Source organism: Roseibium sp. M-1 (assembly GCF_054515675.1).
Genome location: NZ_CM137257.1, coordinates 1685142 through 1706026 on the forward strand (window position 1 = coordinate 1685142; position 20885 = coordinate 1706026).

Annotated in this window: 19 protein-coding genes; 1 reads left to right on the forward strand and 18 read right to left on the reverse strand. The window is 61.1% G+C overall.

The genetic code is table 11. The features are described from left to right. Positions 1–118: 118 nt before the first annotated feature. The 14 genes from ACX3M4_RS07670 to ACX3M4_RS07735 all read right to left on the reverse strand — a co-directional run bounded on the left by ACX3M4_RS07670 (position 119) and on the right by ACX3M4_RS07735 (position 15689). Positions 119–592, reverse strand: coding sequence for a hypothetical protein (locus tag ACX3M4_RS07670; protein ID WP_459357992.1), 474 nt, complete (start codon positions 590–592; stop codon positions 119–121). Positions 593–746: 154 nt separating this feature from the next. Next, positions 747–1724 carry a LacI family DNA-binding transcriptional regulator gene (locus tag ACX3M4_RS07675; RefSeq protein WP_459357993.1) on the reverse strand — a complete coding sequence of 326 codons (978 nt, stop codon included), beginning with the start codon at positions 1722–1724 and terminating at the stop codon, positions 747–749. Positions 1725–1798: 74 nt separating this feature from the next. Beyond that, positions 1799–2725, reverse strand: coding sequence for a ribokinase (gene rbsK, locus ACX3M4_RS07680; protein WP_459357994.1), 927 nt, complete (start codon positions 2723–2725; stop codon positions 1799–1801). Then, positions 2722–3132 carry a D-ribose pyranase gene (rbsD, locus tag ACX3M4_RS07685; protein WP_459357995.1) on the reverse strand — a complete coding sequence of 137 codons (411 nt, stop codon included), beginning with the start codon at positions 3130–3132 and terminating at the stop codon, positions 2722–2724. The genes rbsK and rbsD overlap by 4 nt, the downstream gene beginning before the upstream one ends. Further along, positions 3129–4127: an ABC transporter permease gene (locus ACX3M4_RS07690; RefSeq protein WP_459357996.1), complete on the reverse strand. Its 999-nt coding sequence runs from the start codon at positions 4125–4127 to the stop codon at positions 3129–3131. The genes rbsD and ACX3M4_RS07690 overlap by 4 nt, the downstream gene beginning before the upstream one ends. After that, complete coding sequence (locus ACX3M4_RS07695) at positions 4124–5692, reverse strand: sugar ABC transporter ATP-binding protein (protein WP_459357997.1); 1569 nt, start codon at positions 5690–5692, stop codon at positions 4124–4126. Before ACX3M4_RS07695 ends, ACX3M4_RS07690 begins: the two co-directional genes overlap by 4 nt. Before the next feature lie 75 nt (positions 5693–5767). After that, positions 5768–6688 (reverse strand): substrate-binding domain-containing protein, encoded by a 921-nt coding sequence (locus ACX3M4_RS07700; protein WP_459357998.1) that lies wholly within the window; start codon positions 6686–6688, stop codon positions 5768–5770. Between the two features lie 319 nt (positions 6689–7007). After that, positions 7008–7748, reverse strand: a complete 741-nt coding sequence (locus ACX3M4_RS07705) for an SDR family oxidoreductase (RefSeq protein WP_459357999.1) — start codon at positions 7746–7748, stop codon at positions 7008–7010. 200 nt (positions 7749–7948) lie between these two features. Continuing rightward, complete coding sequence (locus ACX3M4_RS07710) at positions 7949–9403, reverse strand: aldehyde dehydrogenase family protein (protein WP_459358000.1); 1455 nt, start codon at positions 9401–9403, stop codon at positions 7949–7951. 25 nt (positions 9404–9428) lie between these two features. After that, positions 9429–11018: an ABC transporter ATP-binding protein gene (locus ACX3M4_RS07715; RefSeq protein ID WP_459358001.1), complete on the reverse strand. Its 1590-nt coding sequence runs from the start codon at positions 11016–11018 to the stop codon at positions 9429–9431. Continuing rightward, complete coding sequence (locus ACX3M4_RS07720; protein WP_459358002.1) at positions 11015–11845, reverse strand: ABC transporter permease; 831 nt, start codon at positions 11843–11845, stop codon at positions 11015–11017. The genes ACX3M4_RS07715 and ACX3M4_RS07720 overlap by 4 nt, the downstream gene beginning before the upstream one ends. Beyond that, complete coding sequence (locus tag ACX3M4_RS07725; protein WP_459358003.1) at positions 11845–12792, reverse strand: ABC transporter permease; 948 nt, start codon at positions 12790–12792, stop codon at positions 11845–11847. Before ACX3M4_RS07725 ends, ACX3M4_RS07720 begins: the two co-directional genes overlap by 1 nt. Positions 12793–12892: 100 nt before the next feature. Next, positions 12893–14377 (reverse strand): ABC transporter substrate-binding protein, encoded by a 1485-nt coding sequence (locus ACX3M4_RS07730; protein WP_459358004.1) that lies wholly within the window; start codon positions 14375–14377, stop codon positions 12893–12895. After that, positions 14364–15689 carry an acetylornithine deacetylase/succinyl-diaminopimelate desuccinylase family protein gene (locus ACX3M4_RS07735; RefSeq protein WP_459358005.1) on the reverse strand — a complete coding sequence of 442 codons (1326 nt, stop codon included), beginning with the start codon at positions 15687–15689 and terminating at the stop codon, positions 14364–14366. The genes ACX3M4_RS07730 and ACX3M4_RS07735 overlap by 14 nt, the downstream gene beginning before the upstream one ends. Before the next feature lie 83 nt (positions 15690–15772). On the opposite strand from ACX3M4_RS07735, the gene ACX3M4_RS07740 reads away from it, so the two are divergent. Then, positions 15773–16312: a helix-turn-helix transcriptional regulator gene (locus tag ACX3M4_RS07740; RefSeq protein ID WP_459358006.1), complete on the forward strand. Its 540-nt coding sequence runs from the start codon at positions 15773–15775 to the stop codon at positions 16310–16312. 93 nt (positions 16313–16405) lie between these two features. On the opposite strand, the gene ACX3M4_RS07745 is transcribed toward ACX3M4_RS07740, so the two are convergent. From ACX3M4_RS07745 to ACX3M4_RS07760, 4 genes are all read right to left on the reverse strand, one after another. Further along, positions 16406–17557, reverse strand: coding sequence for an ABC transporter permease (locus tag ACX3M4_RS07745; protein ID WP_459358007.1), 1152 nt, complete (start codon positions 17555–17557; stop codon positions 16406–16408). After that, a complete protein-coding gene (locus tag ACX3M4_RS07750) occupies positions 17554–18477 on the reverse strand; it encodes an ABC transporter permease (RefSeq protein ID WP_459358008.1) in 924 nt (307 codons plus the stop codon). The genes ACX3M4_RS07745 and ACX3M4_RS07750 overlap by 4 nt, the downstream gene beginning before the upstream one ends. A gap of 2 nt (positions 18478–18479) precedes the next feature. Beyond that, complete coding sequence (locus tag ACX3M4_RS07755) at positions 18480–19568, reverse strand: ABC transporter ATP-binding protein (protein ID WP_459358009.1); 1089 nt, start codon at positions 19566–19568, stop codon at positions 18480–18482. A 96-nt stretch (positions 19569–19664) separates the two neighbouring features. Continuing rightward, a complete protein-coding gene (locus ACX3M4_RS07760; RefSeq protein WP_459358010.1) occupies positions 19665–20804 on the reverse strand; it encodes a substrate-binding domain-containing protein in 1140 nt (379 codons plus the stop codon). Positions 20805–20885 lie beyond the last annotated feature (81 nt).

Here is a 20885-nt window from a genome sequence, read left to right on the forward strand (position 1 = left end):
GAGATATTTCAAGCTTAAAATTTCAGGCTTGAAATATATGTCAGCGATGCTGACCGTTCCTTAAACTTGGTCGTCGATCCAATTCTTCATGTGTCTGAACTAGCTGCCTCAAAAGAAATTACAGAACCCGGCCGCAAGCCCCCAAAATGCGGTAGACAACACGAGGCCCAGGCTCATCAAACTCCGTGTAAACCTGACGAGTGCCGATGTAGCGGATTTCAACCAGGTAGCTCTCGCAACCGAAAAGCCTGCCGAAGAAACCTGGAAAGAAATAGCCTTCGAAGTTACCGGCTTTGACGCGGTACTCTTCCGACTGCAGATAATCGTCGAAAGTATAGAGAATTTTGCAGCAGTCCCGGCTGGACTTCACGAACTCCTTGACCTTTTCCCAACTTCGATCTTGACCGGTTGGTGGAATCTTGCCCGGCTGGAAGAAAACGGAACTGTAAGCGTCAAACACTGCAATCTCGTACAATTCAGTCTCTGAAAAGTAGCGTTTCTCGGAAAAACAAAAGCCGCTGTAGCTGAGAAACGCGATCAGGCTCACTGCGGCTAGGGCAGTCAACAGGATCATTTTCCCAATGTGTTTCATCAGCGCCCCCTCCGGACTGCACAATTTTGATACGACGTTGTGGCGTTAGAACAGCCGGATTAAGCTCTGGCGTCGTAGATTGTTTGCAGTTCTTTCGGAGAAATTTTGCAGCCAAGGGCATCACGTCGATGCGCAGGCGTTTGCGTAAGACAGCTCAAACCGCCGCTGTCGACTCCCGCACCACCACCTCACCGGCAATCGACTCGTCGGAAGCGACATCGCCTGCGAATATCCGTTCCACTGCGGATCCGGCCAATTGTTCGATTGGCTGCCTCAGCGTCGTCAGTCGCGGGACGACGAGCGAGGCCAGGGTAATATCATCGAAGCCGGTGACGGAAAGATCGGCCGGGACGGCAATCTTCAGGTCGCGGGCGCAGCGCAGGACGCCGATGGCCTGCTGGTCACTGGCGGCGGCGATGGCCGTTGGACGGGTGTCCAGCGCCGCGTTTAGAAGCGTGCGACCAATTTCCTCGCCGGAATCGTAGTCGAACTGGCCTTCGTGGACAGTCAAAGCGATGGGATCGGCCGGTGTAGAAAGCGCCTCGATGCGCGAAACAAAACCATCGCGCCGTTGGCGGGCTACTTCCATCGATTGCGGGCCGCCGATATAGGCGATGCGGCGATGTCCCAGTCCGACGAGGTGATCGGCGATTTTCGCCGACCCGTCGCCGTGATCGGTCGCGACGAGCGGATAGGGACCGAAGCGGCGGTCGAGGGAGACGATCGGCACGTCGGTCTTGTGGCGCTGGGTGCTGTCGGAGGTTGCGACGACAATGACACCGCAGACCGCCCGGTCTAACAGCGCCGCAATCTGGGTCTTCTCGGCCTCTTCATCGTCATGGGAATTCGCCAGCATCACCGAATGGCCGCGCTTGCCGGCTTCCATTTCGATGTTCTTGGCAAGCTGGGCGAAGAACGGGTTGGTGATGTCCGGCACCACCAGCCCGATGACGTCGATGGAGTTGGTTCTAAGTGCCCGGGCGGCAAGGTTCGGTTTGTAGTGCAGCTCTGCCATGGCCGCCAGCACCCGCTCCTTCAGCGGCTGCTTGACGGTTTCGTTCTTGGAGAGGACGCGCGAGACGGTCCCGACAGAGACACCTGCCTTGCGTGCGACGTCCTTGATGGTTGGCATGCTGCGCGTTTCTCCCCGTGGGCACGCTCTTCTTGAACCACTCCCCGCTGCTGCAATCAAGCGCTTGATTTCATTCAGGCGAAACGGGCTGTCCGCAGGTCTTCCAGCTCTTCCAGGCGCGGCAGCGAGGCTGCAGCTCCCTTGCGCGTGGTCGCCAGCGCCGCAGCCCGCATGGCAAACTCGATCGCCGCCTCGATGGATGCGCCGCCCGCAATACGCGCGGCAAAGGCCCCGTTGAAGCAATCGCCGGCAGCAACCGTATCGATCGTGTCGACCTTCGGTGCCGGAAGTGTCCCTCGGCTGTCACGAATGGACCAGGCAACACCCTGCTCTCCCATGGTGACGATGGCTCCGGAAAGGCCGAGACCCCGAAGGGCATTCGCCGCCTCAAGAGCTTCGGAGAGCGTGGCGGGCTCCGCACCAAGCAGGCCCCCGGCCTCGCCCGCATTCGGCGTCAGGACGTCAAAGGCGGTGAGGGCTTCCCGCGGCCACATGGGATCGGGCGCGGGTGCCGGGTCCATGACGACCAGAGCTCCGGCTTTCCGGGCCAGCCTTGCCGCTTCCCACGAGGCGGCAAGTCCGATCTCGTTCTGCAGCAGGACGACAGCGCTCGCCGCAATCACATTTTCATGCCGGGCGACATCGGCGGGTGAAAGTGCGCCATTGGCCCCGGAAGACAGACGGATCACGTTCTGCCCGTCCGGACCGACATCGATGAAAGCAAGGCCCGTCGAGGTGTCAGGCAATTCGGCGAGCAGAACACCGACCCCTTCCGACCGCAAGTCCCCGGCCGCCTTGCTGCCGAAGCCGTCCGAGCCGACTGCGCCGATGAAGTTGGCCTTGGCGCCGAGACGGGCCGCAGCAACCGCCTGGTTGGCGCCCTTGCCGCCAAGTGTGGTGATGGTTTCACGGACGGTAATGGTCTCGCCGATCTTCGGCCAGCGGTCGAGATAACTGGTGAGATCGATATTGATGCTGCCGACAATGGTAACGGACGTCAAAACGCAACTCCGCTGATGAGAATGATATTGGCGTAGGGCGTGACCTCGCCGGTGCGGATGATCGCCTTCGCCTTTCGGGTGCGCAGTTTGAAGTCGTCATGCGGCAGGCGGGACGCGGCAATGGTAAGACCCGTCTCCGCCGACCAGACATCCAGCTCGCTCTGCATCTGCATGGACAGATCTTCTGCGGCCTCGTCGGCCCAGATGGCGCCTTCAATGACGAGTTCGGCGCGCAGCGCTACCAGAACTTCGCGGAAGCTCGGGATACCTGCCGAGACGGCAAGATCGATCACCTTTACCCCGTCCGGCACCGGCAGGCCAGCATCGGCGACGACGACCTCGTCCATGTGGCCGAGCGAGGCGACGAGCGCACTCAAGTGGCGGTTTAGAAGAGCGGTGCGTTTCATTTGGCTGCGTACTTTGCGCGGTAGTAGTCGAGAACGACGGCGACGATGATGACGACCCCGGTAATCATCTGGCGCATGAAGTCGCTGAGGCCAATAAGGATGAGACCGTTGGCGAGCACACCGATGATGAAGGCGCCGAGCAGCGTGCCGATGACCGAGCCCCTACCCCCGCTGAGGCTTGTGCCGCCGATGATGACGGCTGCAATGGCATTGAGCTCAAAACCGATGCCGGCGATCGGGCTGGAGATGTTGAGGCGCGCCATATAGACCACCGCGGCGATCCCGGCCGTCAGGCCGCAGATGGTGAAGGCGGCGATCTTGTAGCGGGAGACCGAGTGTCCGGCGAGACGGACGGCTTCCTCGTTGTTGCCGATGCCGTAGATCAGGCGGCCGAAGACCGTGAAGTTGAGCACGAACCAGGCAACGAAAACCAGCAGCAGCGCCACCAAAAACACCACCGGCACGCCGTAGATCATGGCCGAGCCGAATTCCTCGAAGGCGTAAGGAAAGGAATAGATGGTCTGCGCTTCGGAGACCAGCAGGGCTGCGCCGCGGGCAATGTTCAGCATGCCGAGCGTGATTATGAAGGACGGCAGCGACCAATAGGCGCTGATCGCTCCGTTCAGGACCCCGCAGAGCACACCGGTGAGTGTTGCCGCGACCACGGCAAGTGCAATCGCCTCCGCCGGTCCGAAGCCGGGCAGCGTGATTGCCTTGCCGGCGACGACGGCGGCAAAGGCCATCACCGAGCCGACCGACAGATCGATCCCGCCGATCAGGATGACGAAGGTCATGCCGACGGCGAGCACCAGGTTGATGGTGATCTGCGTCAGGATGTTGGTGATGTTGTTCGGCGTCAGGAAATGCTCGGTGAAGAGCGAAAAGAAGACAATGAGCGCCAGCAGCGCCAGGCCGATGCCTGCATTGTGGAGCACCGTTCGGACGGAGAATTTCGGCGCAGGTGCGACCGTCTCGTTCAGGGTTTCGGATGTCATTGGGTGTTTTCTCCGGCGCTCGGCGTTTGCCCGTAGGCCAGTTTCAGGATGTTTTCTTCGGAGAAATCCGGGCGTTTCAATTCGCCCTGGATCTCGTGTTCGGCCAGCACCAGGATGCGGTCCGCCAATGTCATCAGCTCCGGCATTTCCGAGGAGACAACCAGCAGCGCGACGCCATCGCGGGCGAGGTCCTTCAGGATGGCGTAGATCTCCGCCTTGGCCCCGACATCGACGCCGCGGGTCGGCTCATCCAGGAGCAGCACTTTCGGGTTCCGAGCCAGCCATTTGGCGAGAACGACCTTTTGCTGGTTGCCGCCGGACAGGCTGGAAGCGGCATCGGACGTGCGGCCGTATTTGAGCTTCAGCTTTGCACCGGCCTCCCGCGCAAGCCGGGTCTCGGCGACGAGCTGCAGGAGCCCGGAGCGCGAGACGGCGCCGATATTGGCGAGCGAAACGTTGGCGGCAATCGGCATGTCGAGGATCAGGCCTTCGTCCTTGCGGTCCTCTGTGACAAATCCGATGCCCGAGGCAATCGCATCGCGCGGGCCCTTGAAACGGACCTCCGCGCCATCGCGATAGACCTTGCCGGAGCGGACCGGATCGATGCCGAAGATGCCGCGCAGGATTTCGGTGCGCCCTGCCCCGACCAAGCCGGCAATGCCGACAATTTCGCCGTAGCGCAGGTCAAGCGTGACGCCGTTGTTGCCCGGATTTGCCGAGGTGATAAGGTTTTCCAAGCGGAGTGCGCTGCCGCCGAAGGCATGTTCGTCCAGCGGATCGTCCAGCTCGGCGGCGAGCTTGCGCCCAACCATGCGCTGGACGACGCCTTCGGGCGTGGTTTCGCTGATCAGATCGGTGGCGATGGTCTTGCCGTTCCGGAAGACGGTCACCCGGTCGCAGATGGCAAAGACTTCATCGAGATGGTGGGAGACGAAGACCACCGTGACACCGTCCGCCTTGATGCCGGCGACAATATCGAAGAGGCGTTTGGTTTCGCGTTCGGTCAACGTCGCCGTCGGCTCGTCGAGGATGAGAATCCGGCTTTTTGACTGCAGCGCCCGGGCGATTTCGACAAGCTGGCGATGGGCGATGCCGAGCGAGCGCACCGGTGCGGTGACATCGATATCGCCAAGGCCGATGGCATCGAGCGCCTTTCGAGCGCGGCGGTTCATTTCCTTGCGGTCAAGCAGACCGAACCGGTTTTTCGGCAGGTGCTCGATGGAAATATTTTCGGCGATCGTCAGGTGGTCCAGAAGATTGAATTCCTGATGCACCACCTGGACACCATGATCCTTGGCATCATGCGGGCTGGACGGCCGGTAGGCTTCGCCCGCCAGCTCGATTGCGCCGGCATCATAGGGAAAAACACCGGACAGGATCTTGATCAACGTGGATTTGCCGGCACCGTTTTCGCCGACAAGGGCGTGAACCTCGCCTTCTTCCAGCGAAAAGCTGACCCCATCGAGGGCTTTCACGCCGCCAAAATGTTTCTTGAGACCTTCGACCGCGAGAAAGGGGCGGTCAATTGCAGCGGCGGGCGCTGCGGCAAGCGATGCGGCTGCCATAGTGCGTCCAGTCGTATCTGATGGAAAACAGCTCCCGCCCTGAAGCTGACCGGGCGGGAGCGTCCTTGAGACTGCTTACTTCGCAGTCACCAATTCGATCGGGGTCTTGACCCAGCCCTGCAGCTGTTCGCCGCTGGAGACCACATCAAGTGCAAGATCGATGGAGTTGGCGGCCATGTCGGTGCCGAACTGATCGACAGTTGCCAGCATGCGGCCGTCCGCAATCATCGGGCCGACGGCCGGGATGTTGTCGAAGCCGACGACTTCGATATCGGTGCGGCCTGCACTTTCCAGAGCCTTGACGACGCCGATGGCCATGGAGTCGTTTGCAGCCATCACACCCTGGATGTCCGGATGGGCGGTCAGCATGGTTGCGAAGACCTGGTTGGCTTCTTCGGTTTCCCAATGCGCCGTGCGGCTGTCGAGCAGGTCGAGCTTGTATTCGGCAACGCTGTCTTCAAAGCCGAGACGGCGCTGGGTCGCGTTGTCGGCGCCCGGGTTGCCCTCGATGATGACGACCTTGCCGCCCTCGCCCAGCTTCTTGCCGAGCGCGTCACCGGCAAGCTTAGCGCCGCCGCGGTTGTCCGGGCCGACAAAGGCCAGTTCAACGCCCTGCTGCTTCTTAGCTTCCTCGTCCAGAGAGACGTCGAAGTTCACCACGACGATGCCGGCTTCCATCGCCTTCTTCAGCGGGCGCACCATGGCGCGGCTGTCGGCCGGGGCGACGACGATGGCGTCGACACCCTGGGTGATGAAGTTTTCGACCGCATTGATCTGAGATTCAAAGTCGGTTTCGTTCTGCATACCGACGGCGAGCAGCTCATAGTCGCCGCGCTTCTTCTGGTGCTCTTCCGCACCGACCATCATGTTCTGAAAGAACTCGTTGGCCAGCGACTTCATGATCAGGCCGACGACCGGCTTGTCATCGGCAAGAGCGGTTCCACCAAGCAAAGCGAGGCCGGTCGCTGCCGCGGCAGCGATTTTCAATAACTTCATGATTTTCCTCCCAAAAAGGCTGCACCTCTCACGCCGCTTCAGGGGCGCTATCAGGCTGCACAATTGAAAGCACGGGTGATTTGCGACGTCAATATGAAACGTTTCATTTTTTTGAATGCATTCATTTCATACGAAAAAATGACGAGCGATTTCAGGGGTTTCCGCCTGAAATTAATTTGGAGAAAATGTGTTTTGGAGGGTCGTGGAACGGGGCACGAAAGTTCGAGCCCCTCCCCCACCGTCATCCCGGATCTTCGTGCAGCATGTGCTGCACTCGTCCGGAATGACGGCAAGGGGAGTTATCACACGTTGTTGCGATTCAGATACACCGCCCGCCGTCGACCTCCATTGCAACGCCCGTGACCATGCTGGCCTCGTCGGAGCAGAGGAAACAGGCGGCGTTGCCCATGTCTTCCGGGGTCGAGAAGCGTCCGATGGGGATTGTGGAGAGGAACTTGGCGCGCATTTCCGGCGTGTCTTCGCCCATGAAGCTTTTCAGGAGCGGGGTCTCGCCGGCGACCGGGCAGATGGCGTTGACGCGAACCCCCGACGGAGCGAGTTCAACGGCCATGGTCTTTGTGGCAGTGATCATCCAGCCCTTGGAGGCGTTGTACCAGTTAAGGCGTGGACGCGGGCTCAGACCAGCAGTCGAGGCAACGTTGAGGATCGCGCCTTTGCCCGCTTCGGTCATGCCCGGCACCAGATGTTTCGCCGTCAGGTAGACCGACTTGCAATTGACCGCGAGCACCCGGTCGAACTCCTCTTCCGTGACATCCTGCATCGGCTTCGGCAGATGGGTGATGCCCGCATTGTTGACGAGAATGTCGACCTTGCCGAGCAGCGACGAGGCAACGTCGGCCATATGCGCGACACTGTCATTGCTGGAGACGTCGGCCTGAATGGCGATGCCGCCCACTTCGGCCGCGATCTCCTCGGCAAGGGCCATGTTCAGGTCCGCGATCATCACTTTCGCGCCCTCACCTGCGAACTTGCGCACGATCCCGGCACCGAAGCCGGAAGCGCCGCCGGTGACAATTGCCGTTTTTCCTTCAAGTCTCATTCGAAGCTCCCGATCTTGTTTCCTGCCTCTCCATCGTCATCCCGGACAAGCGAAGCGCGAGCCGGGACCGGAGAGCCATACTCAAATCTGTTTATTCCTGGAGGGAGAGCATCTGGGCTCCCCGGCCCCGGATCTCCGCTACGCTGCGTCCGGGGTGACGACGGTTGGGTCTATCAGACCAAATCGGCGTCACGCATTCCTCAGCCGTGATAGGCCGCAACGGTCTTCAGCGTCGTGAAGCCGTAAAGCGCCTCGAAGCCCTTTTCCCTGCCGTGGCCGGATTTGCTCATGCCGCCAAAGGGCAGTTCGACGCCACCGCCGGCACCGTAATTGTTGATGAAGACCTGACCGGTGCGGATCTTCTTCGCCACCCGCATCTGGCGCGCACCGTCGCGACTCCAGATGCTGGCGACAAGGCCGTAATCCGTGCCGTTGGCGATGGAAACCGCCTCGTCCTCGTCGTCGAAGGGTATGATCACCTGAACCGGGCCGAAGATTTCGTCGCGGGCCAGAACGTGGGCCGGAGAGACGCCGGCAAAGAGCGTCGGCCGGACGTAGTTGCCGCCATCAGGTGCATCCTGCAGGACGCCTTCCGCCGCCTTTTCAAGATCGGCGCCCCGGTCCAGAAAGCTCGAGACGATGCCTTTCTGTTTTGCCGAGATCAGCGGACCGACATCGAGATCGGCGAGGGCCGGGCCCACCTTCAGCGCGCCGTAGCGGGCCGCCATCCTCTCCGTCACCTGATCGATCAGGGACCGATGCACCAGAATGCGGGATGAGGCTGAACAGGTCTGGCCGGCATTCTGGATGCCCGCATTGACCAGGAACGGCAGGGCAGCATCGAGATCGGCATCGTCGAAAACGAGCTGGGGCGACTTGCCGCCGAGTTCGAGCGTCACCGGCACCACATTCTTAGCCGCCGCCGTCTGCACCTGGACACCGGTCGCGACCGAGCCGGTGAAGCTGATGTGATGGACGCGCGGATGGGTGGTGAGTGCCGCCCCTGCTTCCGCGCCAAGCCCCGGAACCACGTTCAGCGCACCATCCGGCAATCCCGCCTCGCGGGCAAGATCGGCGAAGGCAAGCGCGGTCAGGCAGGCGTCCTCCGCCGGTTTCAGGACACAGGCGTTGCCTGTCGCCAGTGCCGCGCCGACGGAACGGCCGATGATCTGCATCGGGTAGTTCCAGGGCACGATGTGTCCGGTGACCCCATGCGGTTCGCGCAAGGTATAAACCGTATAGCCGTCAAGATACGGAATGGTCTCGCCGTGGAGTTTGTCGGCGGCACCGCCGTAGAATTCCAGATAGCGGGCGAGCGCGACGGCATCGGCCCTTGCCTGCTTCAAAGGCTTGCCGACATCGATGGCTTCGATCCGTGCCAGGTGATCGACCTTTTCCAGCACCAGCTCCCGCAGGCGGAACAGAAACCGACCCCGCTCAGCGGCTGTCGTTTTGCCCCACTCGCCTTTCATCGCCGCTTCAGCAGCCTCAACGGCGGCATCGATATCGGCGGCAGTGCCTCTGGCAATCGCACCGATGCGGTCGCCGGTGGAAGGATCGGTGAGCGGCAGTTCCTCCCCGCCGACTGGCGCCACCCACTTGCCGCCGATCAGGCATTTGGCCGGATCGAACCAGAGATCCAGGGTCTGGGTCATGAGCACCTCCCGCTCTTTGATTGCGTCAAGCCACCTCGGCCGGCAGAACGGGCGCGGCAGCGACAAGCTGTTGTGTGTAAGGATGTTGCGGATCGTCGAAGACGGTGCCCGTCGGGCCTTCCTCGACGATCTTGCCGGATTTCATCACCAGCACCCGGTCGGTGATCGAACGCACGACGCTGAGATCGTGGCTGATGAAGAGATAGGTCAGGCCGAAGCGGTCGCTTAGATCTGCCAGCAGATCGAGCACCTGCGCCCGGACTGAGACATCCAGCGCGGACACGGCCTCGTCCAGGATGATCAGGTCTGGCTTGATGATCAGTGCCCGGGCGATGGCAATGCGTTGGCGCTGGCCGCCGGAGAACTCGTGAATGTATTTGTCCGCATCACCGGCACTCAAGCCGACGCTTTCCAGAGCCTCCGCAATGGCTGCGGCCTTCGCGGCACCGGTTGGTGGCCTTTCCAGCAGATGGAACGGTTCTGTGATCAGCCGGTCCACCTTCCAGCGTGGATTGAAGCTGCCATAGGGATCCTGGAAAACCACCTGCATGCGCCGCCGCACGGCTGCATTGGCGTGGTGATGGGTAAAGACCGGCAGGCCGTCAAACAGGATCTCGCCGCCCTGGACCTCTTCAAGTCCAAGGATCGCCCGCGTCAATGTGGACTTGCCGCAGCCGGATTCGCCAACAAGACCGAGGCTCTCGCCCTTGCGGATTTCGAAGCTGACATGATCGACCGCCCGGAAGTGCGTCGGCTTGCCCCACCAGCCATGGGTGTGTCCGGCATAGTCCCGAACGACGTTCCGTACCTCCAGAAGGGGAACTTCGAGAGATTCCGCATCTCTTTCCGGAACATGGCTGGAGGCTGCCAGCAGGGCCCTGGAATAGGGATGCTGAAAGTTGCGGAAGAGGTCCTTCGCCGGCCCGCTTTCCACCACTTCACCCCTCCGCATGATCACCAGATCGTCGGCAAGGTCGGCCACAACGGCGAGATCGTGGCTGATCAGCATGAGCCCCATGCCGTCCTCGGCAACGAGCCGCTTCAAGAGGTCGAGGATCTGGGCCTGAGTGGTGACGTCGAGGGCTGTTGTCGGCTCATCCGCGATCAGAAGTTTCGGCTTCAGGGCGATTGCCATGGCGATCACGACGCGTTGGCGCTGGCCGCCGGAAAGTTCATGCGGATAGCGGCTGAGCGGAAAGCGTTCTTCGGGCAGTTCCGCCCGCCGCAGAGCGTCTGCCGCGCGGGTTCTTGCCTCTGCCTTCGAGACCCGCTCGTGGATCAGGATCGTCTCGGCCACCTGATCACCGATGGTCTTCAGCGGATTGAGCGCGGTCATGGGCTCCTGGAACACCATGCCGACTTCCCTGCCTCGCAGGCCGCAAAGCTCGGCTTCCGAAAGAGACAGGATGTCCTTGCCGGAAAGCGTGATCCGGCCTGAGCACCTGGCTCCGCCCGGCAGAAGCTGCAACACGGAAAAGGCTGTGATCGACTTCCCCGATCCGCTTTCGCCGATGACGCCGAGAATGCGGCCGGGCGCAACTACCATCGACACATCGTCCAGGATCGTTGCACCGTGAATGGCGAGATGCAGGTTCTCGATCTTCAGGAGGCTCATCTGCGTGCTCTCCTGAGTTTCGGATCGAGAATATCCCTGAGGCCGTCGCCGAGCAGATTGAGACCGAGCACGGTGAAAAGGATCGCAAGGCCCGGAAACAGAGCCAGACGGGGCGCGAGCGAAATCATTGTCTGGCTGTCGGCCAGCATCCGCCCCCAGCTGGCGACCGGCGGCTGCGCGCCAAGCCCGACATAACTGAGACCAGCCTCCGCCAGGATGCCGAGCGAGAACTGGATGGTGCCTTGGACGATCAGCAGATTGGCGACATTGGGCAGGATATGTTCCAACGAGATCCGCGCCGGTCCCTTGCCTGCAACCCGCGCCGCCAGGATGTACTCCCGGCTCCACAGCGATAGCGCCGCCCCGCGCGTCAGCCGGGCAAAGACCGGGATGTTGAAGATGCCGATGGCGATGATGGCGTTCAGAGCCGACGCGCCGAAGACGGCGGTGATCATCACCGCGATCAGAAGGCTGGGGAAGGCGAAGACCAGATCGTTGGCCCGCATGATGACTTCGTCAAGCAGCCCGCCCTTCCTTGCGGCCGCGGCGAGCCCCAGCGGCACTCCGGCAATCATGCCGATGCCGACGGCGACAAGTGCCACGGCAATCGAGGTGCGCGCACCTTCCATGATCATGCTGAGGATATCGCGGCCGAACTGATCCGTGCCGAAGGGATGCGCCCAGGTTGGCGGTTTCATCCGGTTCGCGATGTCGAGCACGGTGATGTCGTAGGGCACCCAGACAAGGCTGACCAGTGCGGCCAGGGTAAAGACCAGCGTCAGGACGGCACCGGGCAGCAGGGTGCGGCTGTGCAGGAAAGCGCTCATCAGCGACGCCTCCTGAGCCGTGGGTCGACCCAGGCATAAGCCATGTCGACCGCGAAATTCACCATGATCACCGCGAAGACCAGCAACATCACGACACTCTCGACCACGATCAGATCGCGCGCGCTGATCGACTGGAACACCAGACGGCCGAGGCCCGGCAGGAAGAAGACATTTTCGATGATGATGGCACCCGCCAGCAGGAAGGAGAACTGCAGGCCGAGGATCGTCAGCACCGGGATCAACGCGTTGCGTACGGCATGGCGCCAGAGCGCCTGGCTTTTCGTAAGGCCCTTGGCGCGGGCAGTACGGATGAAGTCCTCGCCCAAGGTGTCCAGCAGACTGGAGCGCATCACCCGTGTGAGGATGCTGGCCTGAGGCAGAGCAAGCGCAATGGCCGGCAGGGTAAGCGCCTTCATCGCAGCGAAAAAGCCCGCATCCCAGCCGGGAAACCCACCGGCGGAGAACCAGCGCAGCTGGATGGCAAAGACCAGCACCATCAGCATGGCAAACCAGAAATTCGGGATGGCGATGCCGAGCTGGGTGACACCCATGACGGAGGCATCGGCCGCCGTGCCGCGGCGCGCGGCCGCCCAGATCCCGGCGGGAAAGGCAATCAGTGTGCTCAAGGTGAGCGCGTAGAGCGCCAGCGGCAGCGAGACCCAGAGGCGATCCGCGATCATGCCGGCAACGGGGGTTCGATAGGTATAGGACGTACCGAAGTCACCGGTGAGCAACCCGCCGGCCCAGGAAAGATACCGTTCCAGAATGCTGCCGCCCAAGCCAAGTTCCTGGCGCAGGGCGGCGAGCGTGTCTTCCTGCGCGTTGAGGCCGAGCATATAGGCCGCGGGATCGCCCGGGACGACTTCCAGCGCCAGGAAGATCACCACGGACGCGGCCACGAGGCTCAGCCCCAGGGACAGCAGGCGTTTCAGGAAGTATTGCAGCATGACCGCGCTATTTGCCTGCCGGCAGTCCGGCGAAGGCGTGAAGGACGTGACGGGGTAAGTGTCCGCACACCGGCGCGGACACTCTTTTGCAGCGTATGGGTCAGTCTTCCCAGTAGACCGCCGTCAGATCCGTTGCCTGGGTCGGCTGGTTCTCCCAGAGCCCCTTGATCTTGGCATTGGCGACAGTCGGGAATGCGAGCTGGAACAGGTAGGAATTCACGTAATCCTTGGAGATCATCTCCTGGGCCTGTTTCAGGAGGCCGGACCGCTTTTCCGGATCATTTTCGGCGGTCAGGTCCGCGAACAGCTTCTGGAACTCGGGCTTGTCATACTGGAAGTAGTAGTCCGGGCGGGCATAGATGCCGATATCCATCGGCTCCGTATGGCTGACGATGGTGAGGCCAAAGTCCTTGCCCTTGAACACCTGCTCCAGCCACTGGGCCCATTCCAGATTGGTGATCTCGGTCTCGATGCCGATGGCCCGGAGCTGTGCCGCAATGATCTCTCCGCCCCTGCGGGCATAGGAGGGCGGCGGCAGTTTCAGCGTGGTGGTGAAACCGTCCGCGAAACCTGCTTCTGCCAGCAGCTTCTTGGAAAGTTCCGGGTCGTACTGGCTGTTGGCCGTCAGATCGACATAGTCCGGATTATGCGGCGCGAAATGGGTGCCGATCGGCGTGCCGTAGCCGAACATGGCCCCATCGATGATCGCCTGCCGGTCGATGGCGTGGGCGATTGCCTCGCGCACCTTGATGTTGTCGAGCGGCGGCAGCTTGTTGTTGGCGGCAAGGATGGTCTCGCCTTCGGTCGATCCGACCAGCACCTGGAAGCGCGGATCAGCTTCAAATTGCGGCAGGTTTTCCGGTGCCGGGAAGCCGACAAAGGCGTTGACGTCTTCCGCCATCACGGCCGCGAACGCCGCAGTCGGGTCGGAGATGAACTTGAAGGTGACCTTGTCGAGCTTGGCCGGTTCGCCCCAGTAGTCGGCGTTCTTCTCAAGATCGATCTTGTCGCCCTGGACCCAGTCGGTGAACTTGAAGGCACCGGTGCCGACCGGCTTTGTCTTGATGTCCGCGATGCTTTCCTGGGCGACGATGACCGCATCGCCCCACGCCATGTTGAAGAGAAAACTGCCGTTCGGCTCGGCCAGCGTGACCTTGACTGTCAGCGGATCGACGACCTCGACGGTCTGGATGCCGGCAAAGAGCGGCTTTTGGGCGTTCTGGCTGTCGTCGGCGCGGGCGCGGTTGAGGCTGAATTTGACGTCTTCGGCGTTCATCTCCGTGCCGTCGTGGAACTTGACGCCTTCATGGAGCTTGAACGTATAGGTCTTGCCGTCCTCGGAGATTTCCCAGCTCTCGGCGAGACCCGGAATGACAGAGCCATCCGGCCCGAAACGGGTGAGGCCTTCGAAGACATTGGAATAAAGGACGGAATCGATGGCACCGGCTGCGGCGCTGGTCGGGTCCAGATGCGGCGGTTCCAGCTGCATGGCAACGACGATGTCGCTCTTGGCATGGGCCAGACCCATGCTGGCTGCCAGCGCCAGCGCGCTGACGAGGCCCATTCCAACATTACGCAAACGCATGACTTCCCCCTTTTTCTAAAGGCTGCCCGCCCTCGCCGGTCAGAAGGTCGATCAGGGACCGTCCCATCACCTTCGCCGAGTCGAGCATGTCCTCCACTCCGACATATTCATCCGGTTTATGTGCCAGATCCAGAATGCCCGGGCCATAGGCGATGCAATTTTTCAGTTTGCCGATCCGGTCGATATGCTTCTGGTCGTAGGTGCCCGGGCTCACCACGTATTGCGCCTCGCGCCCCATCGTCTCCTCGATGGCCCTTGCAACCGTACGCACCACGGGCGCATCCTTTTCCGTCATGGTGGGCAACACCCGGTGCAGTTCACGAATGTCATAGCGGAACTTGTCGCGCCGGCCCTCGACCGTCTTCAGAACCTCAAAAATTTCCGCCTGGACCTCGTCGATGTCCTCTTCCAGCAGGAAGCGGCGGTCGATCACCATGCGGCAGCTGTCCGGCACGCATGGGCTGGGAAGGCCGGTGAAATCCGCATCGCCTTCCGATTGGCCGCCATGAATGGAATTGATGTTGAGCGTTGACTGGCGTGCACCTTCCGGCACAACAGGCATTTCTGTCCGCTTCTGAGCGAGCGCCGGGAACAGGCTCTGCTCCATCTCCTCGATCACCGCCCCCATGTGGCGGACAGCACAGTCGCCGAGGAAGGGCATCGAACCATGAGCGATCTCGCCGAAGGTTTCCACCTCCGCCCACCAGACGCCGCGATGGCCGAGACAGATCCTGTCCTTGTTGAGGGGTTCTGGAATGATGACATGCTGGACGCGGGACGGGCTGAAATAACCCTTGCCGGCAAGATAGGCGACCCCGCCATAGCCGCCGGACTCCTCGTCCGCCGTGCCGCTGATCTCGATGGCACCGGAAAAATCCGGGCAAACGGCAAGAAAGGCTTCCGCCGCGACAATGCTTGCGGCAAGACCACCCTTCATGTCGCAAGCGCCTCGGCCATAGATCTTGCCGTCCTCCAGCTCGCCGCCGAAGGGGTCCTTCGTCCAGCCGTGGCCGACGTCGACGACGTCTATATGGCTGTTGAAATGCACACATTCCCCGGGCCGGTCACCATCGCGGCGCGCAACGACGTTCCAGCGTGGGTACCTGTCGCTGTCCCCCGGCGTGCCATGGGCGCGGATCAGTTCGACGTCGAAGCCTGAGGCTGCCAGCCGCTTCTGCAGATAGTCGCAGATCTCGCGGTAGTTTTCGCCCGGTGGGTTGAGCGTCGGAATGCGCAGAAGATCCTGGGTCAACGCAATGAGATCATCACGCCGTGCGTCGATTTCCCTGACCAGATCGTCTGCAAGCGGCATCCCGGCAAAGCCTCCATTGGAAAAAGCGACGATAACTATGCTACCGTCCAACTACGGTGCCAATACCGTAGGAACACGGTGACATGGAAGATCTCGACCAGCTTGCCTTCGACAACGCCCCGATGGGCCTCGCCCTGACCGAGCACCGGGTCATCCGCACCTGCAATCAGACCTTTGCCGAGATGTTCGGATTCCGCAAAGACGAGCTGATCGGCCAGAGTTTTCGGCAGCTCTACGGCACGGACCAGGAATTCCACCAGATCCGTGACATCGGTCTGGAGCCCTTGCGCCGGTCCCTGCCCTATACGGATGAACGGCTGATGCGCCGGTCAGACGGCACACCGATCTGGTGCCGCTTCCGCGCCCGCACCCTGACACCGGAAACCCCGCTCGCCCGGATCGTGCTGAGCTTCGCCCTGATCGACAATGCCACCGCCGGCCCACAGCTCACGCCACGTGAACGCGAGGTTCTGCTCCTGCTGTCGCAAGGCAAGACCAGCAAGGAAATGGGCCGTATCCTCGGCATTTCGCCGCGCACGGTAGAGGATGTGCGCGCCCGGCTTCTCAAGAAATTCCAGGTGAAGAGCGTTGCCGTGCTGCTGGCCCGGCTCTCGGGCCAGTAGACAACGAAACCGGCATGATCCTGCAGCCACAAGGTACGCCTTTCATGGGCTCGCAGGTTACCATCCGCAGTGCTTCTCTGATCTCCGCCAGCTTCACTTGTTCGGTGCGAGACCATTGGGATTGAAAGCGTTTCCGAAGGGCGAAGGATTGGCCTTGATGGGAGCTTCCGCCGGCGTTCCGGTAGCTGGAGCCTGTTCCTGCTGCGAAGCTTCCATTTTCCGGCGCTGCTCCTCCAGGAGTTGCTCCTGACGCGCGCGCTTATCGTCGAGAATCTGCTGTTTGCAGACACCTGCGTCATGCTGCGTGCCCTGATAAATGGCGAAACCAGCGATCCCCAGTAGGATCAAAAGGACCGGGAGCGGATGGACGAGTATCCGCAGCACCGGATTGCCATAGACACGTGACCTCGCCGTCGTTCCGGTCCGCAGCACTTCCTTGCGGCGCATATGGGCTTCGTGCACCACGGCACCGATCAGCGTGATGCCGATGATGATCACCGCGAGCGCCGACAGGGACGGGTCCGTCCCATGCCGGACCTTGGAAGCAAGAGCCGTCGTGAAGGTGTTGCCGGACAGGATCGTGAAGACGGTGGTGTTGTAGTTCTCGAAGGACGCGAGGAAGGTCAGGAAGGCCGCCGAACCGATGGCTGGCCACAAGAACGGCAGCAGGATCTTGCGGAAGGCCTGCCCCGGTGTCGCTCCGAGATCGAGAGCGGCTTCCGTCAGGATCGGATCGAAACGCTGCAGTCTGGCGAGGAACACCAGCATCGCATAGGCGGATATGAAGGTTACCTGCCCGGCAAGCGTCAGGAACATGCCGTTATAGAAGATGGTGCCGTAATCCGCGCCGACCGCCCGTCCGAACGCGCCCCAGAAAACGATGGTCGAAATGCCGAGCACGACACCGGGAATGAGGATCGGCGTGATCAGCACCGTATAAAGCGCAGCGCGCAGCTTCGGGCCAAGTTCCGACAAGGCCAGTGCTCCGGCGAGGCCGATCGGAACCGCGATGACAACAACGCTGACGGCGATGACCAGGCTGTTGGCCAATCCGCTCATCAGCCGGTCATTGGCGAAGAGCACGCCGAACCACTCGGTCGTGAAGCACTCCCACGGAGCGATCCTCGGAAAGGACGAGGAATTGAAGGCCGTGATCACCATGATGATCAACGGTCCGAAGAGGAACGAGAAAAAGAGCAGGGAAAAACCCGCCGCGAAGAAGCCGCCGCCTGCGCCCCGGTTCATCGGCCGATCTCCCCGATGGACACCTTGAAGACCCGCATCAGCATCATGACGAAGGAAATGCAGACAATCAGGAGGATCACGGCATAGGCCGAACCGCGCTGCCAGTTGGCGCTTTCGTTGAACCACTGGTAGATCAGCTGGGTGAACCAGAGGTTCGAGGGCCCGCCCAGGATCTGCGGGGCAGCCAATGCGCCTGCCGTCAGCATGAAGACCATGGTCGCTCCGGACGCGATACCGGGTTTGGCAACCGGCAACACCACCCGCCAGTGGACGCGCCACCAGCTTGCGCCCATATCCCGCGCAGCTTCGATCTGGTTCCGGTCAAGCGCCTCGACCGCGTTGAAGATCGGAAACACCATCAGGAGAATGTAGGCGTAGGTGAGCCCGGAATAGAGCGCGACATCGGCCCTGATGAAGTCGATGGGCTGGTCCCAAAGCCCCATTGATGTACCGATGCCATTGATGAGCCCCGTCGCCCCGAAGAGCACACGGAAGGCAAAGGCACGCAGGATCTCGTTGACCCAGAAGGGGACGATCAGGCCGATGACCATCATCCGCGCAGCAACACCCGTTGCCGAATGAGCAAGGATAAAGGCTATCGGATAACACAGCAGGATATCGATGCAGGTCACGAAGATCGCGGCAAATAGCGTCTTGACCAGGATGCCAATATCGAGCGCATTGACCGTTCCGTCGTTACCCTGAAAAAAATAGGCGTAATTATCAAGCGTATAGACATCCTGTGGTCCGCCGACATCGGCGGCCGGCAGATTGAAGCGGAATGAATAGTCGAGCATTGCGATCTGTGGCAGCGTGATCAGGCAGATCACCCAGAAAAGAACGACAACGGCAACGAATGATGCGGCTCCGAGCCCGTGTTTGCCGGAAATCTGGCGGAAGACGTTTTGAAGGGTCTTCATGCCTACGCCCCCGCCAAAGCGCCATGGGGAAGGACGATCGCCTGCTCGGGTGTGAAGCCGACCGATACAGCCCCGCCCGAAAGGCGATCTTCAGCGCCGCCAAGATTGACCCGGGTGAGCCGCAATTGCACACCGTTCGCCTCAAGGAATACCTGACGCGAGTTGCCCTCGAACTCTTCCTTGACCCAGTTTGCCGAGAGCGTGTTCTGAGTTCCGCCGTCCAGGCTCAATTGCTCCGGTCTGACGAAGAGAATGCAGGTATCGCCCGATTTGTACTGGCGGCCTCCGGCTGCCCGCCCCTGCAGACGGCCAAGAAGCGTATCGACAGAAACCAATGCCTCCGTCTGCTCCACAACCTTGCCTTCGATGGCGTTCGTCTCGCCGACGAAGGAAGCAACAAAGGAAGTCTTGGGCCGGTTATAGATTGCCTCGGGCGGATCGACCTGCTCGATCACGCCGGAATTCATGACGGCCACTCGATCTGACATAGTCAGCGCCTCACCCTGGTCATGGGTGATGTAGATGAAGGTCAGCCCCACCCGCTGCTGGATCGCGCGCAATTCGGTGCGCATGTGATGGCGCAGCTTGAGATCGAGTGCGGAGAGCGGTTCGTCGAGCAGCAGGATATCGGGCTCGACCGCCAGCGCTCGGGCGATGGCAACACGCTGTCTCTGACCACCCGACAGCTCATGCACCTTTTTGTCACCGACACCGGGAAGCGCGATCATGTCGAGAAGTTCATCAGCCCGTTTGCGGCGGTCCTTGCGGCCGATCCCCCTGACTTCCAGCGGGAAGGCAATGTTGTCGGCCACGCTCATCAGCGGAAACAGGGCCAGGTTCTGGAAAATGAGCGCGGTCGGCCGCTTGTTTGGCCCAATGCCCTTCATGTCCTGACCGCCGATCAGGACGCGGCCTTCGGTTGGATCGGTAAATCCGGAAATACAGCGCAACAGGGTTGTCTTGCCGCAGCCGGATGGTCCGAGGAAGGAAAAGAACTCGCCGCCCTTGATGACGAGATGGGCATTGTCGACCGCGGTATAGGCCCCAAAACGAATGGAAACGTGATCCAGAACAATATCTCTTGTGGCCATGGAACTCTCAGAAGGGTGGCGGAAGCGGAAAAGACGAAGTCACAGGTTGCCGGGCGCAATGCGCCTGGCAACCTGCATCGTTCAAGCGGGAAAGGCTTACGCGGACAGGAACTTGTTGGTGAATTCGGTGCGTTTTTCAGAATACCAGGGAGCTTCTGCCGGCCAGGCATTCAGGTTGCCCAATGCTTCACCCGGATAGGCGTCGGCAAAGTTCTTGGCATAGACTTCACCGCCGAATTCCGCAGCGCCGACGACCGGAGAGTTGTAGCCATGGGTCTTGATGGCTTCGCCGGCGAGCTTCGCGTCGTAGGCCGTCTCGATGAAGGCATAGATCTGGTCGATGTTCTTGGCACCCGTCGGCATGGCAAGGCCATCGACCCAGGCCATTGCGCCTTCCTTCGGCGCCCGGTACATGACCGGTTCCCCGGCGGTCTTCAGGGCGAGCGGAGGACCATCCCAGGTTTGACCTACGATCACGCCCTCGTTCAGAAGTCCGTTCTTCTGGGTATCGGCATCGTTCCAAACCAGCTTGATGTTGGGCTTCTTGGATATCGCGATGTCGACGACCTTGGTCCAGACTTCATCCATCTTCTCGGGGCTTCCGTAAGCCGCCCACATGGAACCCGGAGCCAGTTCACCGCGCCCTTCCAGACCGAGCCCGAGGCCGAGCAGCATGGAATGCCCGCGGCCCATGGTCTTGCCCGCGTTGGCTTCGTCCCAGACATCGTAGTAGCTCGGGAATTCACCTGCGGGCGTGAAGGCGTCCGTCCGCCAGGCAATGCCCTCGGTCCCCCAGATATGCGGGAGCCAGAAAACGCCCTTGCCGTCGAAGGTCCAGTGGGTCTCGCCGAGCGCCATCGACGGATTGACCTTGTCGAGCGCCACCTTCGACATGTCGAAGGGCTGCAGCAAGCCAAGTTCCGCCCACAGAAGATTGCGGTTCACGGTCGGAGAGACGATGTCGAAACCTTCGCCGTTCGTCGCCTTTAGCTTGTTGATGATCTCCTCGTTGGAGCCGATGCCGGTAAAGTTGATCTTGATGCCGGTCTTGTCCGTGAAGCCGTTGACGAAGCTTTCCGGCAGATAATCCGACCACATCATGATGTTGATTTCACCGGACGAAGCCAGCACGCTTGAGCTGACGATCGCCGGCATCGACAGGCCCGCGCCGGCTGCAGCAGCCGTTTTCAGGAAATCGCGCCGCGATGCGGGCATTCCCTTTTTGAAACTATTCATGACTTCCCCTTCACTGTTGGTCCAACCAAACTGTTTCTCGCTCTGGCGCGTTACAGGCCGCATTTATTGGGAAAGGGTCGC